Origin of the sequence: Enterococcus sp. DIV0806c, assembly GCF_051710905.1 — a bacterium.
Classification (GTDB): domain Bacteria; phylum Bacillota; class Bacilli; order Lactobacillales; family Enterococcaceae; genus Enterococcus_B; species Enterococcus_B mundtii.
Genome location: NZ_JBIOLO010000001.1, coordinates 1,589,967 through 1,608,357, shown reverse-complemented (window position 1 = coordinate 1,608,357; position 18,391 = coordinate 1,589,967). Strand labels below are relative to the sequence as shown.

The window sequence follows — 18,391 nt, the reverse complement described above, 5'->3', positions numbered from 1 at the left end:
GGCATATATATCTACTTATATTTATTAGCTAACTATGACCAGAACCTGATAGATAAATAACGCCTTTACTTTATTATTTTCCTTTGAAACCTGTAAAAGTCAGAAATAGAAGCAGCTTCTAAAAAAAGAGTACCCACAAAAATTTGAGCAATTTTCATGGATACCACCTTATTTTTCGAGGTAACTTCTATTTTTCTATCTTAGCCATCTTCGAAGAATTATTTATTGATAATACAAGTTTTCTGAAGGGTAAACAGGCGCACTAGTGATGTCGATACCTAATTGTTTCAGGTTTTGTTCATCATTCTTATTGATCATCACAGTTGAATGTGCTTGCGCACCTTCAAGTTCTGCTAATTTTTCATAAGCAACTTGTGCGATTGGATTAGTTACTGCACTGATTGATAAAGCAATCAACACTTCATTGAGATTAAGTGTATCGATCGAAGAGTGCAATGCCTTGCTTTTAAGTCCTTGGATCGTTTCCAAGACGAGAGGCGATAACAACGGAATGTCATCAGAGATGTGGGCGAGATATTTGATCGCATTCAAGACAACAGCAGCCGAAGCATCCATTAATTGACTTGTCCGACCGGTAAGGATCACTTGGTCAGGAAGTTCGATCGCAATCACTGCCATCGGTTCAGTACTAGTCGCTTGACTAGTTTTTGCATACTCATGAGCAGGGGTCACGACTTTACGGTCTTCGGGACGTAAACCGACTTCCTCCATGATCAATTTGATACGATTGACGGCATCTTCATCTGTCAAACCTTTTTTAAAGTCACAAGCCGTTTGGAAATAGCGTCTGATGATCTCTTGTTTCGAGGCTTCCTGTACGACTTCATCATCCGTGATACCGAAGCCTACGCGGTTGACGCCCATATCAGTAGGAGACTGGTAGACCGATTCCTTACCAGTGATTTTTTCGATGATCCGTTTAATGACTGGGAAAGTCTCTACATCACGATTGTAGTTGACTGCCACCTTATTATAGGCATCAAAATGAAAAGAATCGATCATATTGACATCTTTCAAATCGACTGTTGCTGCTTCATAGGCAATGTTCAAGGGATGTTTCAATGGAACATTCCAAACAGGGAAAGTCTCAAATTTAGAGTAACCTGCTGCATTGCCTTTTTGGCTTTCGTGATACAGTTGGTTCAAGCAAGTAGCTAATTTCCCACTACCTGGACCAGGAGCTGTCACGACAACGATTGGTTTCGTTGTTTCGATGTATTCGTTCTTGCCGAAACCCTCCTCTGAAACGATTTTTTCAACATTGATCGGATAATCCTCGATTTCAGCGTGTTTATAGACTTTAATATTCCGACGCTCCAATTTATTGATAAATACTTTAGTTGCTGGCTGTCCGTTATACCGGGTGATCACTACACTATTGATCGATAATCCATATCCTCGCAATTCATCGATCAAGCGCAAGATATCCATATCATATGTGATCCCATAATCACCACGAATCTTATTCCGCTCGATGTCACCAGCATACACACAAATCAAAATCTCCGCTTGGTCACGCAACTTTTGCAATAATTTGATTTTAGCATCTTCTTCAAATCCTGGTAAGACACGTTTGGCATGCTTATCATCGACTAATTTTCCACCAAATTCTAGATACAACTTATCATAATGATGAACGCGTTCAAGAATATACGCAGATTGCTCTTCGATATACTTTTCTGAGTCAAAACCAATTTTTTTCACTTGTTTCCCTCCTTAGCTACTCTCGCATTTTTTCATTTTTTGAAGGTTTCGTCAACTATCAATTAAGTATATAAAGAAATTTCAAAGAAAAAACAAAAGAAACATGCTTGTCTCAGAAGGCATTCATTGGTATGATAGGTTTGATAAGGAAGGTGTCCTATGAAAAAAAGACAAAAAAAGAAAAACGCGTACAAACAGTATATACGCTCAATTTTTACAGGATATGAGCATATGCTAGAAGATAGTGAACTAAATGAATTAAAGTTCTCTTACTTAAATGAAGAAACATTACTTACACGAGATGAAAATCAACGCATCCATTTTACAACAAGAGATTTACCCAAAAAATAAAGCTAAGAGCGGGGAATCGCTGACCCGCTCTTTTATGTTTTCTAACTTTCAATTAGTACGAGTAAAAGTAATTTTTGTTCTAAGTCAGCGCATACTTAGTAACACTTTTTTCTTAGAAAATGATACTATTGGATTACATAGAATAATTGATGGAAAATTGATGCGTTCAAAAGCAAGAGGAGGCCAGTAAGATGATAGACCCACAGACGAACGAACATTATGATGAAAACGAACAAGAGGAAGCATCTTCGTTTTACGATATCAAAGAAAAAGCAAGTATGAATCTTTCACAATTATTAGAAGATCTACAAGCTTTTGAACAAGCTGTCCGCGAGGAGAATATTCCCGCGATCTATCAGTTATACAATGGACGCTTGAACGATGAGCTTAAAAAAAGCTCAAATGAAAATCATGAGATCGATCAGCTGTTGATGCGTAAGATCCATGACCGTTTCTTGCAAGAATTTCCCTTCATGAAACACACAGAGACCATCTCTCCGACGATGAGTTATTACCAGATCGGCACCTATTTTCATGAGCGAGCAACGATCGGGATCGATGCTAGCTTACCTGAAATCTTTGTATTACCGCAAATCGATGAGGAATGGGAGAACTACGCGACACAACAAACCCATGATTTTGATAAAAAAATCAATGAGTTAGAGGCAAAAGTGATCACTGCAAAAACAGAGATCGAGCGTTTAGAAGAGGCCATCAAAGAGATCGATCGACAAATCACTGAGTTAGATGATACGAAAGGATTCTTAAATCGTAAAAAAATAGACGAAGAAATCCAAGCGTTAGAACAAAAGAAACAAGCACTCGAAAATGAAAAATTAGGTTGGTTGCCTTATATCGAAGAACCAGAAAAAATCCAAAAACAAAAGCAAACCTTATTACATGAAGAAAAAGCGGACCAGTTACGCGCTGCGATCGTTGAAAAAGAACAACGTCAAATCAAAAAGTATTTTGGTGACATGGAAGGTTTCAGACAGTCGATCCATCGTTTCTTGATGTCGTACCTTGGCAGTGAAAACCCTGAAATAGTAGAAGAGGGAGGGGACGAGTGATGACAAAACAAGAAGATTTAGACCTACAAGAAGTAACAGCTGAAAATCATGGAACGACCGAGCCAGTAGAAGAAGCATCAAGCACCGACAAGGAGATGGCGAATGAAGTAGAAGAAATTCGCGAAGAAGCCAAAATCCATGAAAAAGAAAAAGTCGTCCCAAACTCGACGAATCAAACAGATAATGCGCGTTCAACGATCGAGCAAGCGGTCAATGAAAATCAAGCATATCTTTCTGGTAAACAACATGATCACGAAGACATCGTTGACTTGATTGCAGCCGCAGAAGAAGAGTTAGCTGATTTACGATTACGCAAATATTTGATCGAAGCGGATTTCAATGAGTTATTGGTCGCATATCATCGCTATGTGTTAGAAGATACACCGATTTCTGCCATTGCTAAGACAAGTTTGATCGAATACTTCGCTTACGAGATATTAAAACCATTGAATGATATCGGCTTGGAATTATCCAAACAAGCATATGATGTATGGGAAACAAGATATTTTTCAATCAATTATAGTTTGACCCCACAAAAAGAATTGATGTTCTCATTTGTGTTACCGACGATCGACCAACGATACCAAGTAGAATCCATCAATTTGATGCGAGTATCCCCAGAACAAATGACGATCGAGATCGATGATGACCGAGTGTTAGCATTGATTCGTCATTGGTCTGTTGAACGAGTGTTTTCGGCTAGTCAGATCACGATTTTCAATCACAAATTGAATCAATTATTTGCTTATGCACGTAAATTAGGCTTTACGGTCGATCAAACCTTGTTAGACAACACGAAGCCACTAAGATTAGATATTGCAAGTAAGTTTCCAGCCACGCAAGAAGTGTTAGATGATATTTTTATTGTCACAATGAAAAATCCACAGTATGATATGGAGAAATTAGACGACACGACTTATAAGGTGTTGCTTGATAAAGGACAGTCGCTCCAAATTTCTCTTAAAGACACAACACGGACAGATCTAGCGATTTCTTCTGGTGACTATCATCGTTCAGTGATCGATTTCTTTATCAATTATGAATTTTTAGTACCTTTGATGGTTCGCAAAGATTGATGGAAAAAGAGCAATCGTGCGATATATATTTCAGAATGATCGACTCAGATGATCGATGAAAAAAGAGCCAAGGAATCGGGTTTCTCCTTGGCTTTTTTATACTTAGGAGGAGTAAAATGAAAAGAATAGGAACCAGTTTGCTCATTGTCTGTTCGATGTTGCTTTTCTTTACCGGTTGTACAGATCAAGAGACAAAAAAAGCGGACCCAAAACCGTCATCCATGGTGTCGAATGAAACAGCAACTATCACCTTGCAAGAAGATGGGGTCGATACCTTAGTAAAAAAAGTGACTTTCCATACAGGAGAAAACCTACTGGATGTGCTGGAACAAAACTTTAGTGTGGAAGAAGACAAAGGATTTATTACCTCGATCAATGGTCAGAGCCAAAATACTGAAGAAAAAAAATATTGGATGTTCAGTGTGGATGGTAAAAATACAAAAATGGGCGCAAAAGAAACGATTTTAAAAAATAATCAAACCGTCATCTTTAATTTAGATACTCTTTGATGTTGTTAAGAATGAAAGGAAGAAAAAGCAATGGAGAATTTGAAGAAGAGCGGAATGTTTTCTGTATTGGCAGCGTTAGGTGCTAATCTCTTAGTTGCGTTTAGTAAATTTGTCGGTTATGCCATCAGTGGCAGTGCCGCTATGTTGAATGAAAGTATTCATAGTATCGTTGACTGTAGCAATCAAGTATTACTACTAGTTGGTGACAAACGTGCGAATCGTGGTCAAAGTGAATTACACCAATTTGGCGAAGGACGAGCAAAGTATTTTTTCAGTACGATTGTTGCCATGATGTTGTTTTTTGGCGGGGGCGCGCTAGGTGTGATGGAAGCTTTTGAAAAACTTACCCATCCCGCCCACGAAGTTGGTAATCCTTGGATCGTCATCCTGATTCTATTATTTGGTCTCGCTATAGAAGGTAGTTCATTACGAATCGCAATGAAGGAAATCCACGAATTGAATACTGAAAACCTTTCAACCATGCGCTTTTTACGTGAAAGTCGCCACAGTGAGATCCTCGTGATCTTCACCGAAGATCTCTGTGCTGTAATTGGTCTCGTTCTTGCCTTAGTCGGCACTGGGTTGACCATGGTGACAGGGATCGCTGCTTTTGATGCCATCAGTGGACTATTGATCGGCTTTTTATTGATGGGTGCTGCTATCTTTCTGGCAAAAGAATTTTATAGTTTGATTATTGGCGAGAGCGTGACTACAACAGATTTGAAAAAGATCAAATTTGCTTTTGAGCGAAATGAAGTGAATCGCGTTATTGATATCAAAACTGTGCACTTAAGTCCGACAGAGATTTTAGTTGCGGCAAAAATCGATCTAGATGAAAACAAAGAATACCAAGTACACATGATCATCAATGATATTGAGCGGACGATCCGTGAACAATTAAAGGATAAAAAAATCTATATTTACATTGAAACAGATAAATATGATCCAAATTATTCGCAAATAAAGAAAACACAAGAAACGACGATAGAGAACGTCGAGAAATGATTTAGAAACTAGTGTTATTTTTTACTTATAAAAAAGTTTGATGGCAAAAAAACAACTCGTTTATATATAGAATAAAATCATCGGAAAAGTAGGAGGAAAATGAATTTCCTCTTATATTTTCCGATGATTTTTATTTTTTTTAATAGTTGTGCTTTGAAAATGAGAAAAATATCATGTTGTTTAACGATAAAACGGCTACATTTTTATTTATTTATGTTACAATTAGTCCGCTATTTATTTGTTGTAAATTGAAGGAGATATCGTTAATGAATAAACAGAAACGGGCGCCTTGGCAGGATTCGCTACATGCTTCGTTGCCACTTTGCCTTAGTTATATCCCAGTTGGGTTAGCTTGCGGAGTCTTACTGCAGCAAGTTGGCTTTGATCCACTCTTAGCTGGTCTATTATCTATCTTAGTATTTTCTGGTGGCGCACAATTCTTAGTTGCCTCTATGTTAGCCACACAAGCGCCATTTTCAACTACACTTTTGATGGTTTTTTTCTTAGAACTACGGTATATTTTGCTAGGGTCGAGTCTTTCAGGCTTTATGAAGAAAGAAAAGCGATTCTTTTTAGCTGTGTTCTCTCAATCATTGAATGACGAAAATTATGCAGTCAATTATTTGAAGTATTCCACTGATCCCACTTGGGACAAGCGAAAAGCTTTATATGTCAATTGGTTTTCAATGGGGGCTTGGGCGATCAGTAACATGGTCGGAAATATTTTTGGATCAGTGATCCGAGTGGATACGGATTTGGTGCATTTTGCCTTAACTGCTATGTTTATTTTTATGTTCATCATGCAAATGAAAAATGCTTTACTCATCTTCACAGGGATCTTTTCTGGGATACTCAGTGTCTTATTCATGGTACTTTTCCAAAACACTTTCGGTTTGATCGTTGCAACGCTGATTGCTTCTTCGGCGGGTTTTGTATTAGAAAGAGCCTTCAAGAAGGAAAAAGAAAAGAAATCCAGCAAAGAGACCCAACCTTTGAATGAGCCATTGTTCCATTTCCCAGAACAGGAGGTGCAACATCATGACTGAGTGGTACTTGTTGTTATTGGTGATCAGCTTATTTGTCGTTGCCTACATTCCACGAGTTTTTCCTATGCTTTATTTTACACATCGAAAAGTGCCTAAATGGTTTAGCGAATGGATGAAATATGTACCAGTTGCTTTGTTTGCAGCGTTAGCCTTCAAAGATGTTTTTATCACGCATGAACATTTAGATATTGCGTGGAACATCAAAATCGTTGCAATGCTATTTGTAGCAGGTGTTGCTTATAAGACTCGCTCAATGGCGTTGTCTGTCATTACAGGACTTGCGTCTGTGTTTTTATTATCAATGTTATAGAATTTCTTAAGCTTCTCCAAAAAATTGGGAAGCTTATTTTTTTGTTTTCCTCAACGAGTTGTCCTCCATGTTTTTTTTGTTATAATAGGGAAGATGTTTATTCTAATAGAGATAGTTGAGGTTGACATATGAATAAGAAATTGATGCAAGGGACATTTTGGCTTACCTTTGCCAATCTACTCTGTAAAGTTTTAGGTGTCGTTTATTTGATTCCTTGGTTAAGTATGATGGGAAACAATCAAGATGGCATGTTAGCAACTACCCTTTATAATGTGGGCTATTTACCATATGGCCTTTTCCTGATGTTAGGTACTGTTGGGTTTCCAAATGCGATAGCAAAAAAAGTCGCGGTGGCGACAAAAAATGGAGATGAACAAGCTTGTCGGGTCATTTTTCGCAGTACGATCAATATCATGTTCGTTATCGGGATCATATCTGCCGTATTGATGTATTTGTTTGCTCCCGCTTTGGCGAAAATCAGTCCGATCTCGAATGTCGATAACGGTATTTTGGCGATTCGTAGTCTCTGTCCTTCCTTAGTAGCGATCCCAGTATTAAGTGCGATGCGCGGTTACTTCCAAGGGAAAAATCATCTTCGCCCTTACGGTACTTCCTTGATCATTGAACAGGTGATCCGTGTAATCGTGATCTTAGCTGGTACGTATTATTTGCGTGTGTTGACAGATGGCACGATTGTGCAAGCGGTATTGATCAGTACTGTTGCTTCTTTCTTCGGTGGACTTGCGGCTATTGGTCATATGTTTATTGTTGGACGGCAAAACGATTATTTCCGTTTAAAAGATTTCTGGATCTCAAGTCGCTATTTCCAAAAAGACAATCGTTCTGCGTCTGTTTCGATCATTCGAGAAACCTTACCATTCATCTACGTTGGTTCGGTGATCACGATCGTGCAAATGATCGATCAGGTGACGATGAAACCATTCTTACATTTATTCAGACCGGAAATTGCCGACCAACAACTCGAATTTTTGTTTAGTCGTGCATCAGTCAATCCGAACAAATTGACACTGATCTTGATTTCAATGGTCGGAACGGTCGCAATCAGTAGTCTGCCGATCCTAAGTACATTAGGAAAAAAAGACCGACTACAGATTGAAAAAACAGTCGGGGACAGCTTCTCGATTGCTTTATTGATCCTTTTGCCTTCGCTAGCAGGGATGTCCTTATTAGCAGGACCGTTATACACCTTGTTTTTTGGCTATGATCCAGAGAGTGTCGGCTACTTCCAGATGGCACTTTTAGCTTCCTTGTTCTTCTCGTTGTTTACGATTTTATCGACGATGCTCCAATCATTGAATCATCATTTGGTTGCGATCAAACTGACAACAGAAGCTATTATTTTAAAAGTCGTATTCCAAGCGATTGGGTTAGCTTTATTTGGCGGATACGGAATGAGTTTATCTAATACAGTGGCTTTTGCTTTTGTGTTTGTTCGTGGGTATCTTTATTTATCAAAAGAATACCGCATCTCGCCATTCGCAAAGATCAGTCATTTCTTCTTGAAGACGTTTCGTTCGACAATGGCCATGTTGCTTCTATGCTGCATTCTTTTCTTCGTGTTGAGTCTTTCCTTATCCATGACATCAAAAACGCATGCAGTCATTTATTGTGTGGTGATCGGTGGTGTCGGCGGCTTGACGTTTGCCTTTGCCCAATTTGGCAGAAACGCCATGCAAATGGTCAAGAATTTCAGACGATAAAGGGATGCAGTGGCAAACACCACTGATTCTATAGGTAACTAAGAGTGCAAGCTAATTTCAAATAATAAGTCAGGACTTTAGAAAAATTCTTTCAAGTCCTGGCTTTTATTCGTTTTTATAAAGGATGAAAGTGATAAAAACCTTAGATTTTAATAAAAAACATGGGTTGCTTTTTCTATAATCCGGACAAAGGTTCAAATCTTTTCTTACTTATGATATAGTATTAAGGACTGGTAAAATTCTTTGAAACGAGGAACTTAAATAAATGAAATTAGCAATCGTAACTGACAGTACAGCTTTCCTGCCAACACGTATCAAGAACCATCCTGATTTATATGTGATTCCTATCCCTGTAATCTTGGATGGAAAAATTTATAACGAAGGCATTGACATCGAAGCAGACGAATATTACGGACTATTGAAAAACAGTAAAGATTTTCCAACAACTTCCCAACCTGCTGTAGGTGAAGTTTTGGCACTATATGAAGAACTGAAAGCCAAAGGCTATGATACGATCTTAAGCATACACTTATCAAGTGGGATCTCTGGATTCGTCAATACATTATTTGCGATGAAAGACGACGTCAAAGAGATGACGATTGTTCCTTATGATTCAAAAATCACCAGTATGCCAATGGGGCATATGGTTGAATCTGCTTTAGACTTGAATGATAAAGGTTATTCACTTGAAGCCATTTTAGCTCACATCGATCGAATCAGAGACAATACATACGCCTATTTGATCGTTGACGACTTGAACAACTTAGTCCGTGGAGGTCGCTTGACTAATGGTGCTGCGCTGATCGGAGGGCTATTGAAAATCAAACCGATCCTGACTTTTTCGGAAGGGAAGATCATTTTATTCGAGAAGATCCGTTCAAGCAAAAAAGCTTTTGCCCGTGCAGAACAAATCATTGGCAAACGAAATGAAGAAATCAAGCCACCAGTAAAATTGTATGTGATCCATGCAAACAATTTAGAAGTTGCTGAAGAAGAAAAAGCAAAACTTCAAAAACAATACCCACAAGCAGAAATCGAGATCGGCCACTTTGGACCAGTGATCGGTAGTCACTTGGGTGAAAAAGCAATCGGTATTGCGATCTCTGCACAATAAAAATGCCAGAAAGCAAAAAATATAAAAAAAAAGAACAGTTTGAGCAATGATTTGCTTGGACTGTTCTTTTTGCATTTCTCACTTTATTATCTTATACTATCTTTAATTATCTAGTAATTTACTAAATCACTAAATTACTAAAAAGGAGTAGAGAAGGATGGAAATACCAACAAATTTGAAACATAAACCAGTGATCGTCGTCGAAGATTATGATAAAGTTGATGGCAGAAATGCCTTGCATACAGATGCAAAAGGACTATCTTTAGGATTAGCTCAGTGGAATGATCGAGGCAAAGTCGATATCTCAGGAAAAGTGTGGCGTCATACAGGAGAAAAGTGGTCACGTCAATCAGAAGAATTACCGATCACTCGTATTCTTGACTTAGCGATCTTAGTGGCGCAAGGAAGTGTTTACTTCCAGGATGCCTACCGCCATGAAAAATTTTACGACCCTGAAAATCCTGTCGTTGATATCATCGGTTTGCAAGGAAACCGGATGACGGTGGAAGTGGACACAAAAAATCCTAAAATCGATGAAGATATCATGTTATACTACGATGCTTTACAAAAAGATGGCGAATTACTTGGTGAACGTTTTCGTATCTTGAAACGTCTATTAAATGATCTAGGGTATTAATGTTATAAGGAAGTGTTTAATCATGGAAAACTTTTCACTCACCGACCAGCGAACGTTTACGCCGATCGAAAAACAAATGATCTGGAAAAAACCGACAAGTCATCAAACAAGTGCTGAAGAGCTGCGTATTGCAACTGAAATCAAAGCAAACTGGCTAGATCCGGAAATGAAAATCAGCAATGTGCTATTGGAAGGAGATGCAGGTTCTGGGAAAACGCAATTAGCCAAAGCATTATCCTTTGATCTGCAGTTACCTTATACGAAAGTAACATGCTTTGCTGATATGGATAAATCAGATGTCTTTGGTGCGTTACTACCTGTCATTGATTCAGACCAAGAAGAGGATCAAGAGTTATTGACCGCTATTTATCAAACGGATACATTAGCTGCGGTATTGACGTTGATCGAACAATATTACTCCGTCGATCAACAAACAGCCAAACAGAAATTAGCCGATCTCGTGCAACGAATCGAAAACAACCAAGAAAGTACGATCCACTACAAATACTATCCGTCAGAAATCGTTCGTGCGATCGAAAAGGGTTATCTTTTAGAAATCCAAGAACCAACGGTGATACGTGATGCTTCGGTTCTTGTTGCCTTGAACTCTGCCTTAGAAACGAACGGTTTGTTGAACTTACCTACTGGTGTGATCAAACGACACCCAGACTGTATCATTATCATTACAACAAATCGTAACTATCAAGGGAACCGACCATTGAATGAATCGCTTCGAGATCGTATGCAACATGCTGAGAAAATGGATCTGCCAGAGCTTTCAGTCATGGTGGAACGTGCTATTAGCAAGACACAAATTAACGAGCCGACACTTTTATTGAAAATGGCAGAAGTGATTCGTTTGTTAGATGAAACTGCCAAAGCAAATGCCATCAAAGGTGTGGCAGGTATGCGTTCTTACTTTTATTGGGTCAATACAATGAAACAAAATCAAGACATTTTCGTATCGCTCTATCCCAAAGTCTTATATAAACTGACGACTGATCCAGATGAATTACACATTTTGACGACTGCACTAACTGATAGTGGGCTTTTAGATGAACTGAGAGACTTACTTCGTCAAAAGAAATGGGGGGACTTATCAGACGAATCCCCACGAATCAAAGGACGGACCATAGGTGCAGAAGAAGCGATAGAACGTCAAATCGATCAGTTGGCAGAAGAAACAACATCGCTTGCTGAACAAACCTCAGAAAAAGAGGAAGTGTTGCAAGAAGAAGAACAGACAAAAGAAGCAACGGCGAAAGAAGAAACTCCGACTGACACGTTGCCTTTATCGGAAGAGCGGAGCCAAGAAGTCGAAGGGCGTAGTCAACAGCAACAGCAATCAGATGACGAATCCCAAGAGATGTCAGCTTCAGATATGGAAGCCTTGGACAAACAGCTCAAGCGTGAACTTAATAAAGAAGCGCGGCAGCTGATGAAAGGTACGATCCATGAAAAAGAAGGAATGATCGTTCATCGCCCTAAGTTTGCTGTCATAAATCCTGAAGTAGCGACTATCCGACAAGAAATCGATCCGATCGTGGATTCATTGAGTCGGCAAATCCTTGATCTTTTGGAAAATGAACAAAGTGAAACTTACCAAAAAGGAAAGTACGAGGGACAACGTTTTAATGCTAGTCGAGTAGCTTATGGTGATTTACGGCAATTTGATAAAAAAAATCCCCCTCATGAACAACCTTCTTTGGCAGTGGCTCTACGAATCGATGAATCTGGTTCGATGGTTCGTGAAGACCGCATGACAGCTGCAAAAAAAGCCGCATTTGCCATCGCCGCATTTGCTAAAAAAGTACGTATTCCTTTGTTGATCTATGGAGATACAGCAGATGTTTCGACAAGAGAAAAAACATCTGTCTTTTCGTACAAAGAATTTTCGGATTCATTTGAGTGGTTGGAACAGAAATTAGTGACTATGAAGCCAAGACAAAACAATCGTGATGGTGCAGTGTTGCGTCTGATTGCTGGAAAGCTGACAGAACAACCTGCGACAACCAAACTGATCGTCAACATCAGTGATGGCCAACCAAAAGCGTTACCTGATTATACAGGCGCTAAAGCAAAAAAAGATATCCAAGAAGTGTTGACCGAATATGAACGCCAAGGTATCGTCTTTATTTCTGCGGCAATTGGACAAGATAAGGAAGAAATCAAAGAAATCTATGGGGCAAGTCGCTTCGTCGATATTACCGATTTATCGACATTTCCCAAACAATTGATCCAATTGATTTCTCGTTATTTATAAATGAATAGTAAGCGAATATCAAAGATGATGCGTCACTCATGGTCTTTGATGTTCGCTTTTTTGAGTTCTTTCATTTATGATAAGCACTACTCCAACTGATGTAAGCATAAAAAAGTTAACGGTAACAAATATGTAACCGCTTGAAATTGAGCTATAATAAAGAAAAAAGGGGGATAAGCATGAAGCAGACAGAAAAGTGGTGGAAAGAAGCAGTTGGTTATCAAATCTATCCAGCGAGCTTCAAAGATAGCAACAACGACGGTATTGGTGATATCAACGGGATTCGCCAAAAACTTAGCTATTTGAAAGAGTTAGGGATCGACTTTATTTGGATCAATCCTATTTATCAGTCCCCATTTGTCGATAACGGCTATGATATCAGCGATTATCAAGCAATTCTCAAGAAGTTTGGTACAATGGATGAGTTTGATGCTTTATTAGCTGAAGCCCATCAGATGGGGATAAAGATCATCATGGATCTAGTCATCAATCATAGTTCCGATCAGCATGAATGGTTTATTGAATCTCGTCAGTCGGTCGATAACCCTTACCGCGATTACTACATTTGGGTCGATGGTACACCTGATCAAGCCCCGAATGAATGGCAGTCGATCTTTGGTGGTTCAGCATGGCAATACGATGAGCAAACTGGTCAATACTATTTACACATTTTTGCGAAAGAGCAGCCTGATTTGAACTGGGAAAGCGACAAGCTAAAAGATGAACTCTTCACGATGATTCGCTGGTGGTTAGATAAAGGGATCGACGGATTCCGCTTAGATGCAATTTCTCATGTAAAAAAAGATGAATATTCTGTCAAGGCAACTGAGAACCCATTTTCTCCTTTTCAAAATGTCTCCGGCATCGAAGATCATTTGACAGAATTAAAAAATGTCTTTGATGAATATGATATTATGACGGTAGGAGAAGCGAGTGGTGTATCCGCAAGCGAAGGTCCTGAGTGGGTAGGCGAAAACGGCTATTTTGATATGATTTTTGAGTTTGACCATATTTCGATCTGGAAACATGAAAAAGACGGGGATCTAGATGTATTGAGTTTGAAACAATCATTGAGCGCTTGGCAACGAGCACTGGATGGCAAAGGTTGGAACGCTCTTTATATGGAAAACCATGATGTACCAAGATGTGTGTCTGTCTTTGGAGATACGTCTCCTGCATATTGGCAAGTTTCTGCAAAAGCAATCGCCATGATGTATTTCTTTTTACAAGGTACGCCATTTATTTATCAAGGACAAGAAATCGGTATGACGAATCTACCATTTTCCTCTATTGATGAGATCGATGCAGTAGATTCGAAACGATTGTATCAACAATTGCTTGATGAAGGACGTTCTGAAGAAGAAGCATTGGATATCGTTGCCAATACGACAAGAGATAATAGTCGTACACCGATGCAATGGAATGATCATTTGTATGCTGGTTTTTCTGAGGTTGCCCCTTGGTTGCTCGTCAATCCGAATCATCAAATGATCAACGTTGCTGATCAAACCAATGACCCCGAATCGATTTTATCTTTTTACAAAAAAATGATTGCCCTACGTCGAGAAAACAAAGGGTTGGTTTATGGTAGTTTCAACGAATATCTACCTGAAAATGAACAGCTCTTTGTCTACGAACGAGTCCTAGATGAAGAACGTTATCTGATCATCGTCAACTTGACTGATGAAGCAGCGACTTATACATTACCAACGGAAATTGAAACAACTTGGGAAGTATTATTGGAAAATCAATCCGGTCAAGAATTTCAATCAAGTGGTACATTCGCCCCCTATGAAGCGCGTCTTTATCGAAAAATTTAGCTGACATGAAAAAACTACGAACATAAGAAAGGGAACACCCTCTTATTCGTTCGTAGTTTTTTCTTATTCGTATTGCGCGCGAGGTCCGCCAATGTATTTAGGACGAGACCGTAAAGCAGTGACATGCGCATGACCTAATGTGTTAGAACGAGGACGTACAGGCACTTGAACATGCTTGATGTGCATCCCGATCGCAGTATCACCGATGTCGATTCCTGCTTGAGCAACGACATGTTCCACTTCGACGGGATCGCTGAATTGTTCAAAGGCTGCAACTGAGCAGGCACCTCCTGCATGGAGTGCCGGAATGACAGAGACGATCTCAAATTGTTTCTTTTCCGCTACTGGACGTTCGACGACTAACGCTCGATTAAGGTGTTCACAACCTTGGACTGCTAACGAAATGTCAAGAGGGTCTAATTGTTCTTTCAATGTTTCGATGACCCATTGTCCGATTTCTGCATTTGAGTTTTTACCAATATGTCCACCAACAATTTCACTGGTACTGCATCCTAGAACGAATAGATCGCCAGCTTTAAGATTGGATTCATCGAGGACGTCAGAAACTATTTCAGATAATTGTTGTTTGAAACTGTCTTTTGATACTTCCATTTTCAATTCATTCCTTTTATTTGTTTTTTACCGTTGATTGTTGCAGAGGTAAACGCATCAATGCCTTTATAAGTGGAATCGCCACCACGATACCGACGATATTTTGGACCAAATTACTTGGTAAAGATGCGACACCGACTGGCCAGTCATAAAGCAACCAACTAGCAAAGAAGTAGCCTGCCACCATGATGATCGTACCAAGTGATAGCCCAATGCCCCAACGTACAGAACCTTTACCTGCAAAAGAGCCAGCAACCAGTCCTTGTAAGCCGTGGATCAATAAAGAAAAGATCGCCCATTGGGGATAGCCGGATAATAAATCAATAAACAAGCCACTTCCTGCACCAACGATCAATCCACCCATCGGACCAAAAAGGGCAGCTGCGGTATAAATGCCGACTTCACATAAGGTGACAAATCCGTTGGTTCCAGGTATTGGGATCAAGATGACCAAAGAGATCCCCACAGTTAAAGCCGTCAGCATGGCATAAATCGCAATTTTTTTAGTATTCATTCGTTATTTCCACTCCTTTTCCTTTTGACCAAACACTTCCTGTTTGGTCATTCATCATGACACCATTCAAGATACAGTCATAAACAAAAGCCTTACTCCGGGCAACAGCATCTGCCAAAGGATAATCTAAGGCCAGATTTGCAGCAATCGCGGAAGCAAACGTACATCCTGCACCGTTGACAGTCTGTTCTTCTAACTTTTCTCGCCTAAAGGAAATTGTTTCCTTTCCATTGAATAAAACATCCAGTGCTTCATTACCAATAATCCCAGTGCCACCTTTGATCACTACGTTCTTAGCACCAAGTGAATGAATATATTTTGCACAATCGATCATTTGGAGAAATGTCTGAACTGGTTGACCATAGAGCAGGGAGGCTTCTTTCAAATTTGGGGTCAATATATCCGCAAAAGGAAATAACTCCTGTATCATTTTTTGCATATAGGCTTGATTCAAGGTATTTGATGTTTCCTTAAAGGCAAACACAGGATCGATCACAATGGGAATATCCTCAAAATATGTAAGGAAATCCTTCACAACGTCAATGGCTTCCAATGAATGCAATAAGCCAATTTTTATCCCATCTAAATCTGTCATACGTTGAATCGAATCTAACTGCTTGGCTAACCATTCAGGCGGGATCGTCTCTAATATAAACGAACCATCTGAGTCAAGCATTCCGATACAGGTCAAAGCACTCATCCCAAAAATATGATGGTTTTCAAATGTTTTTAGATCGGACTGTATGCCGCCACCAGCAAACGGATCAGAGCCGCCAATCGTTACTATTTTCTTCACTTTCATCCCTCCACAAAAAGAGTATACCTTGTTCCATTAAAAAGAAAAACAGCCAATTGGCAGATTATCAGGTCAGCCACTTTAAGTCGGAGAGGGAAAAGAAAACTATATACAAAAAAAACAAGCACTTTCCTCACTAGAGGAAAAGTACTTGCCTGAACCACTGGATCAGTAATTATTTATTGGCTTCTTTAAATTCCTTTTCAATTTGTAACCGTTGGACTTTCATGGTTGCTGTTCTTGGAATATCTTCGTAAGCACGAATGATCGGTGTATTCAAACGTGGCAATTCATGGACTTGGTTCCACCAACGATCCCAATCCATCTCTTGATTCGGCGCTAAAGCAATGATTGGTTGTGGTGAATTGTCTTTATCGCGAACGATGACGACTTCAGCTAAAAATTCCAATGAATCCAACAAATAATCTTCGATCGCTAAAGTACTGTTGATCGTATCGATCAAGTCAACTTGACGATCTTTCAAATGCAGATGGCCATTTTCGTCGATACAACCATAGTCGCCACTATCCCACCAAACACCATACACATTTTCTTGGAAACGAGCATCTTCTTTATAATAAGTCAATGCGCGACCTTTTGATAACAAGTGGATATGACCATCTGTGTTCGCAGGTAATTCATTACCTTCTTCATCAGCGATTCTTGCTTTGGTCAAGTCACCTAGACCGACCCCCATATCACGTGCATCACTTGTTTTTAAGCTCTCCAACGTATGAGCTTTCAAAATCATCGGTCCACATTCACTTTGTCCGTAGACTTGCAAAAAGATTGCTTCTTTTGTTGCTGACGTTTGAAGGAATACTTCCATTGTTTGATTGTTGATGGCATCAAATGTAGAGTGATAGTAGCGAATACCTGAAAAAGCTTCTGGATGCTCTCTTGCAGTGAAACTCCACTGAACAAAGTTATTTGGATGTGTCTCTAAAGCAATTGGTGGATTTTCTACTAACAGTTTCACTACATGTTCACCTTGAGGATCTGCGATTGGCATCATCGGAAAGCCCATCGCCATAAGAGAAGAGATGCCGATGTTGAATCGTGAATGAACCGGCGAAATATGAAAAGCGACTAATTTCTTCTCGGCGATCTTAGTAAATACCGTTTTTTGCCACTTTGTCCGCCAACCCATTGAATGTGCAGAGTGGCAAATCAATTTAGGGATGCCGGTCGTGCCAGAAGTGTGAGTCATATAAGAGATTTCATCATTATCTAATTTCTTTTGTTCCACAGGAGTTGCGGGTTGTTTGAGCAAATCAGCTACAGCTAATTGTTTGCTCTTTGTACCATTAGTGATTCCTGCAACACGTTCACTTGTCACTTCGTCGAATAAGATAAAAGGATCTTCCAAACGATCAACAAATACTTCTAAGGTACTTGTTGGCAAATGATAGGAAGGCATGACAGGAACTGCACCTAGATAAGACGCAGCAACGGCCATCAAGTAGGTATCAAAAGCAGAGCTTTTGTAGATCATGATTTTATCACCAAGTGTCACACCTAAACTAGCGAGTTGATAGGCACGCGTTACTACTAATTCATGACATTGCTTGTAAGTGCTTTTAAAACCAAGCTCCGGATAAGCCACTAATGCCTGATCAAAAATCATTGGGACATCAGGTGTGCGTTCAGCAGCTTCTTGAAAATTCGTATAAAGATTAAGTGGGGTATAGTCGATTGTTTCCATCTTTCACGCTCCATAAATAAATTTGTTAATAAATGTACAAAGTCTAATTTATGATAGCATATCCTCAAACTAAATAACAGAAAAACCTGGATGTAAAGTTATCTATCGAATCGAGAG

17 protein-coding genes are annotated in these 18,391 nt (G+C 39.4%); 12 read left to right on the top strand and 5 right to left on the bottom strand.

The window, feature by feature from the left end:
* Positions 1-222 precede the first annotated feature (222 nt).
* Positions 223-1,725, bottom strand: coding sequence for a DUF1846 domain-containing protein (locus IGK77_RS07565; protein WP_074799013.1), 1,503 nt, complete (start codon positions 1,723-1,725; stop codon positions 223-225).
* A 159-nt stretch (positions 1,726-1,884) separates the two neighbouring features.
* On the opposite strand from IGK77_RS07565, the gene IGK77_RS07560 reads away from it, so the two are divergent.
* From IGK77_RS07560 to IGK77_RS07505, 12 genes are all read left to right on the top strand, one after another.
* Positions 1,885-2,076, top strand: a complete 192-nt coding sequence (locus tag IGK77_RS07560; protein ID WP_010735437.1) for a hypothetical protein — start codon at positions 1,885-1,887, stop codon at positions 2,074-2,076.
* Between the two features lie 191 nt (positions 2,077-2,267).
* On the top strand, positions 2,268-3,146 hold the full coding sequence (locus IGK77_RS07555) for a viral A-type inclusion protein (RefSeq protein ID WP_074799012.1): 879 nt from the start codon (positions 2,268-2,270) through the stop codon (positions 3,144-3,146).
* Positions 3,146-4,222 (top strand): hypothetical protein, encoded by a 1,077-nt coding sequence (locus tag IGK77_RS07550; protein WP_071867067.1) that lies wholly within the window; start codon positions 3,146-3,148, stop codon positions 4,220-4,222. The genes IGK77_RS07555 and IGK77_RS07550 overlap by 1 nt, the downstream gene beginning before the upstream one ends.
* Before the next feature lie 116 nt (positions 4,223-4,338).
* Entirely contained in the window at positions 4,339-4,731 is a 393-nt protein-coding gene (locus IGK77_RS07545; RefSeq protein WP_071867066.1) for a DUF4430 domain-containing protein, read from the top strand.
* A gap of 30 nt (positions 4,732-4,761) precedes the next feature.
* Positions 4,762-5,736 (top strand): cation diffusion facilitator family transporter, encoded by a 975-nt coding sequence (locus tag IGK77_RS07540; protein WP_071867065.1) that lies wholly within the window; start codon positions 4,762-4,764, stop codon positions 5,734-5,736.
* A 266-nt stretch (positions 5,737-6,002) separates the two neighbouring features.
* On the top strand, positions 6,003-6,782 hold the full coding sequence (locus tag IGK77_RS07535; protein WP_074799011.1) for an AzlC family ABC transporter permease: 780 nt from the start codon (positions 6,003-6,005) through the stop codon (positions 6,780-6,782).
* Positions 6,775-7,092 carry an AzlD domain-containing protein gene (locus tag IGK77_RS07530; RefSeq protein WP_019723212.1) on the top strand — a complete coding sequence of 106 codons (318 nt, stop codon included), beginning with the start codon at positions 6,775-6,777 and terminating at the stop codon, positions 7,090-7,092. Before IGK77_RS07535 ends, IGK77_RS07530 begins: the two co-directional genes overlap by 8 nt.
* 128 nt (positions 7,093-7,220) lie before the next feature.
* Positions 7,221-8,813 (top strand): polysaccharide biosynthesis protein, encoded by a 1,593-nt coding sequence (locus IGK77_RS07525; protein ID WP_074799010.1) that lies wholly within the window; start codon positions 7,221-7,223, stop codon positions 8,811-8,813.
* A gap of 265 nt (positions 8,814-9,078) precedes the next feature.
* Positions 9,079-9,927: a DegV family protein gene (locus IGK77_RS07520; protein WP_019723210.1), complete on the top strand. Its 849-nt coding sequence runs from the start codon at positions 9,079-9,081 to the stop codon at positions 9,925-9,927.
* 157 nt (positions 9,928-10,084) lie between these two features.
* The gene (locus IGK77_RS07515; RefSeq protein WP_074799009.1) at positions 10,085-10,564 is read left to right on the top strand and encodes a DUF6530 family protein; all 480 of its coding nucleotides are present in this window, start codon (positions 10,085-10,087) and stop codon (positions 10,562-10,564) included.
* Between the two features lie 22 nt (positions 10,565-10,586).
* Positions 10,587-12,827 carry an AAA family ATPase gene (locus tag IGK77_RS07510; RefSeq protein WP_074799008.1) on the top strand — a complete coding sequence of 747 codons (2,241 nt, stop codon included), beginning with the start codon at positions 10,587-10,589 and terminating at the stop codon, positions 12,825-12,827.
* A gap of 179 nt (positions 12,828-13,006) precedes the next feature.
* On the top strand, positions 13,007-14,647 hold the full coding sequence (locus IGK77_RS07505) for a glycoside hydrolase family 13 protein (RefSeq protein WP_074799007.1): 1,641 nt from the start codon (positions 13,007-13,009) through the stop codon (positions 14,645-14,647).
* 63 nt (positions 14,648-14,710) lie between these two features.
* Here IGK77_RS07505 and IGK77_RS07500 read toward each other — a convergent pair whose 3' ends face one another.
* The 4 genes from IGK77_RS07500 to IGK77_RS07485 form a co-directional block, all read right to left on the bottom strand.
* A complete protein-coding gene (locus IGK77_RS07500; RefSeq protein ID WP_074799006.1) occupies positions 14,711-15,259 on the bottom strand; it encodes a TIGR01440 family protein in 549 nt (182 codons plus the stop codon).
* A 16-nt stretch (positions 15,260-15,275) separates the two neighbouring features.
* Positions 15,276-15,773, bottom strand: a complete 498-nt coding sequence (locus tag IGK77_RS07495; RefSeq protein WP_071867058.1) for an ECF transporter S component — start codon at positions 15,771-15,773, stop codon at positions 15,276-15,278.
* Positions 15,763-16,569, bottom strand: coding sequence for a bifunctional hydroxymethylpyrimidine kinase/phosphomethylpyrimidine kinase (locus IGK77_RS07490; RefSeq protein ID WP_074799005.1), 807 nt, complete (start codon positions 16,567-16,569; stop codon positions 15,763-15,765). The genes IGK77_RS07495 and IGK77_RS07490 overlap by 11 nt, the downstream gene beginning before the upstream one ends.
* 175 nt (positions 16,570-16,744) lie before the next feature.
* Positions 16,745-18,274: an AMP-binding protein gene (locus IGK77_RS07485; RefSeq protein WP_074799004.1), complete on the bottom strand. Its 1,530-nt coding sequence runs from the start codon at positions 18,272-18,274 to the stop codon at positions 16,745-16,747.
* Between the last annotated feature and the right edge of the window lie 117 nt (positions 18,275-18,391).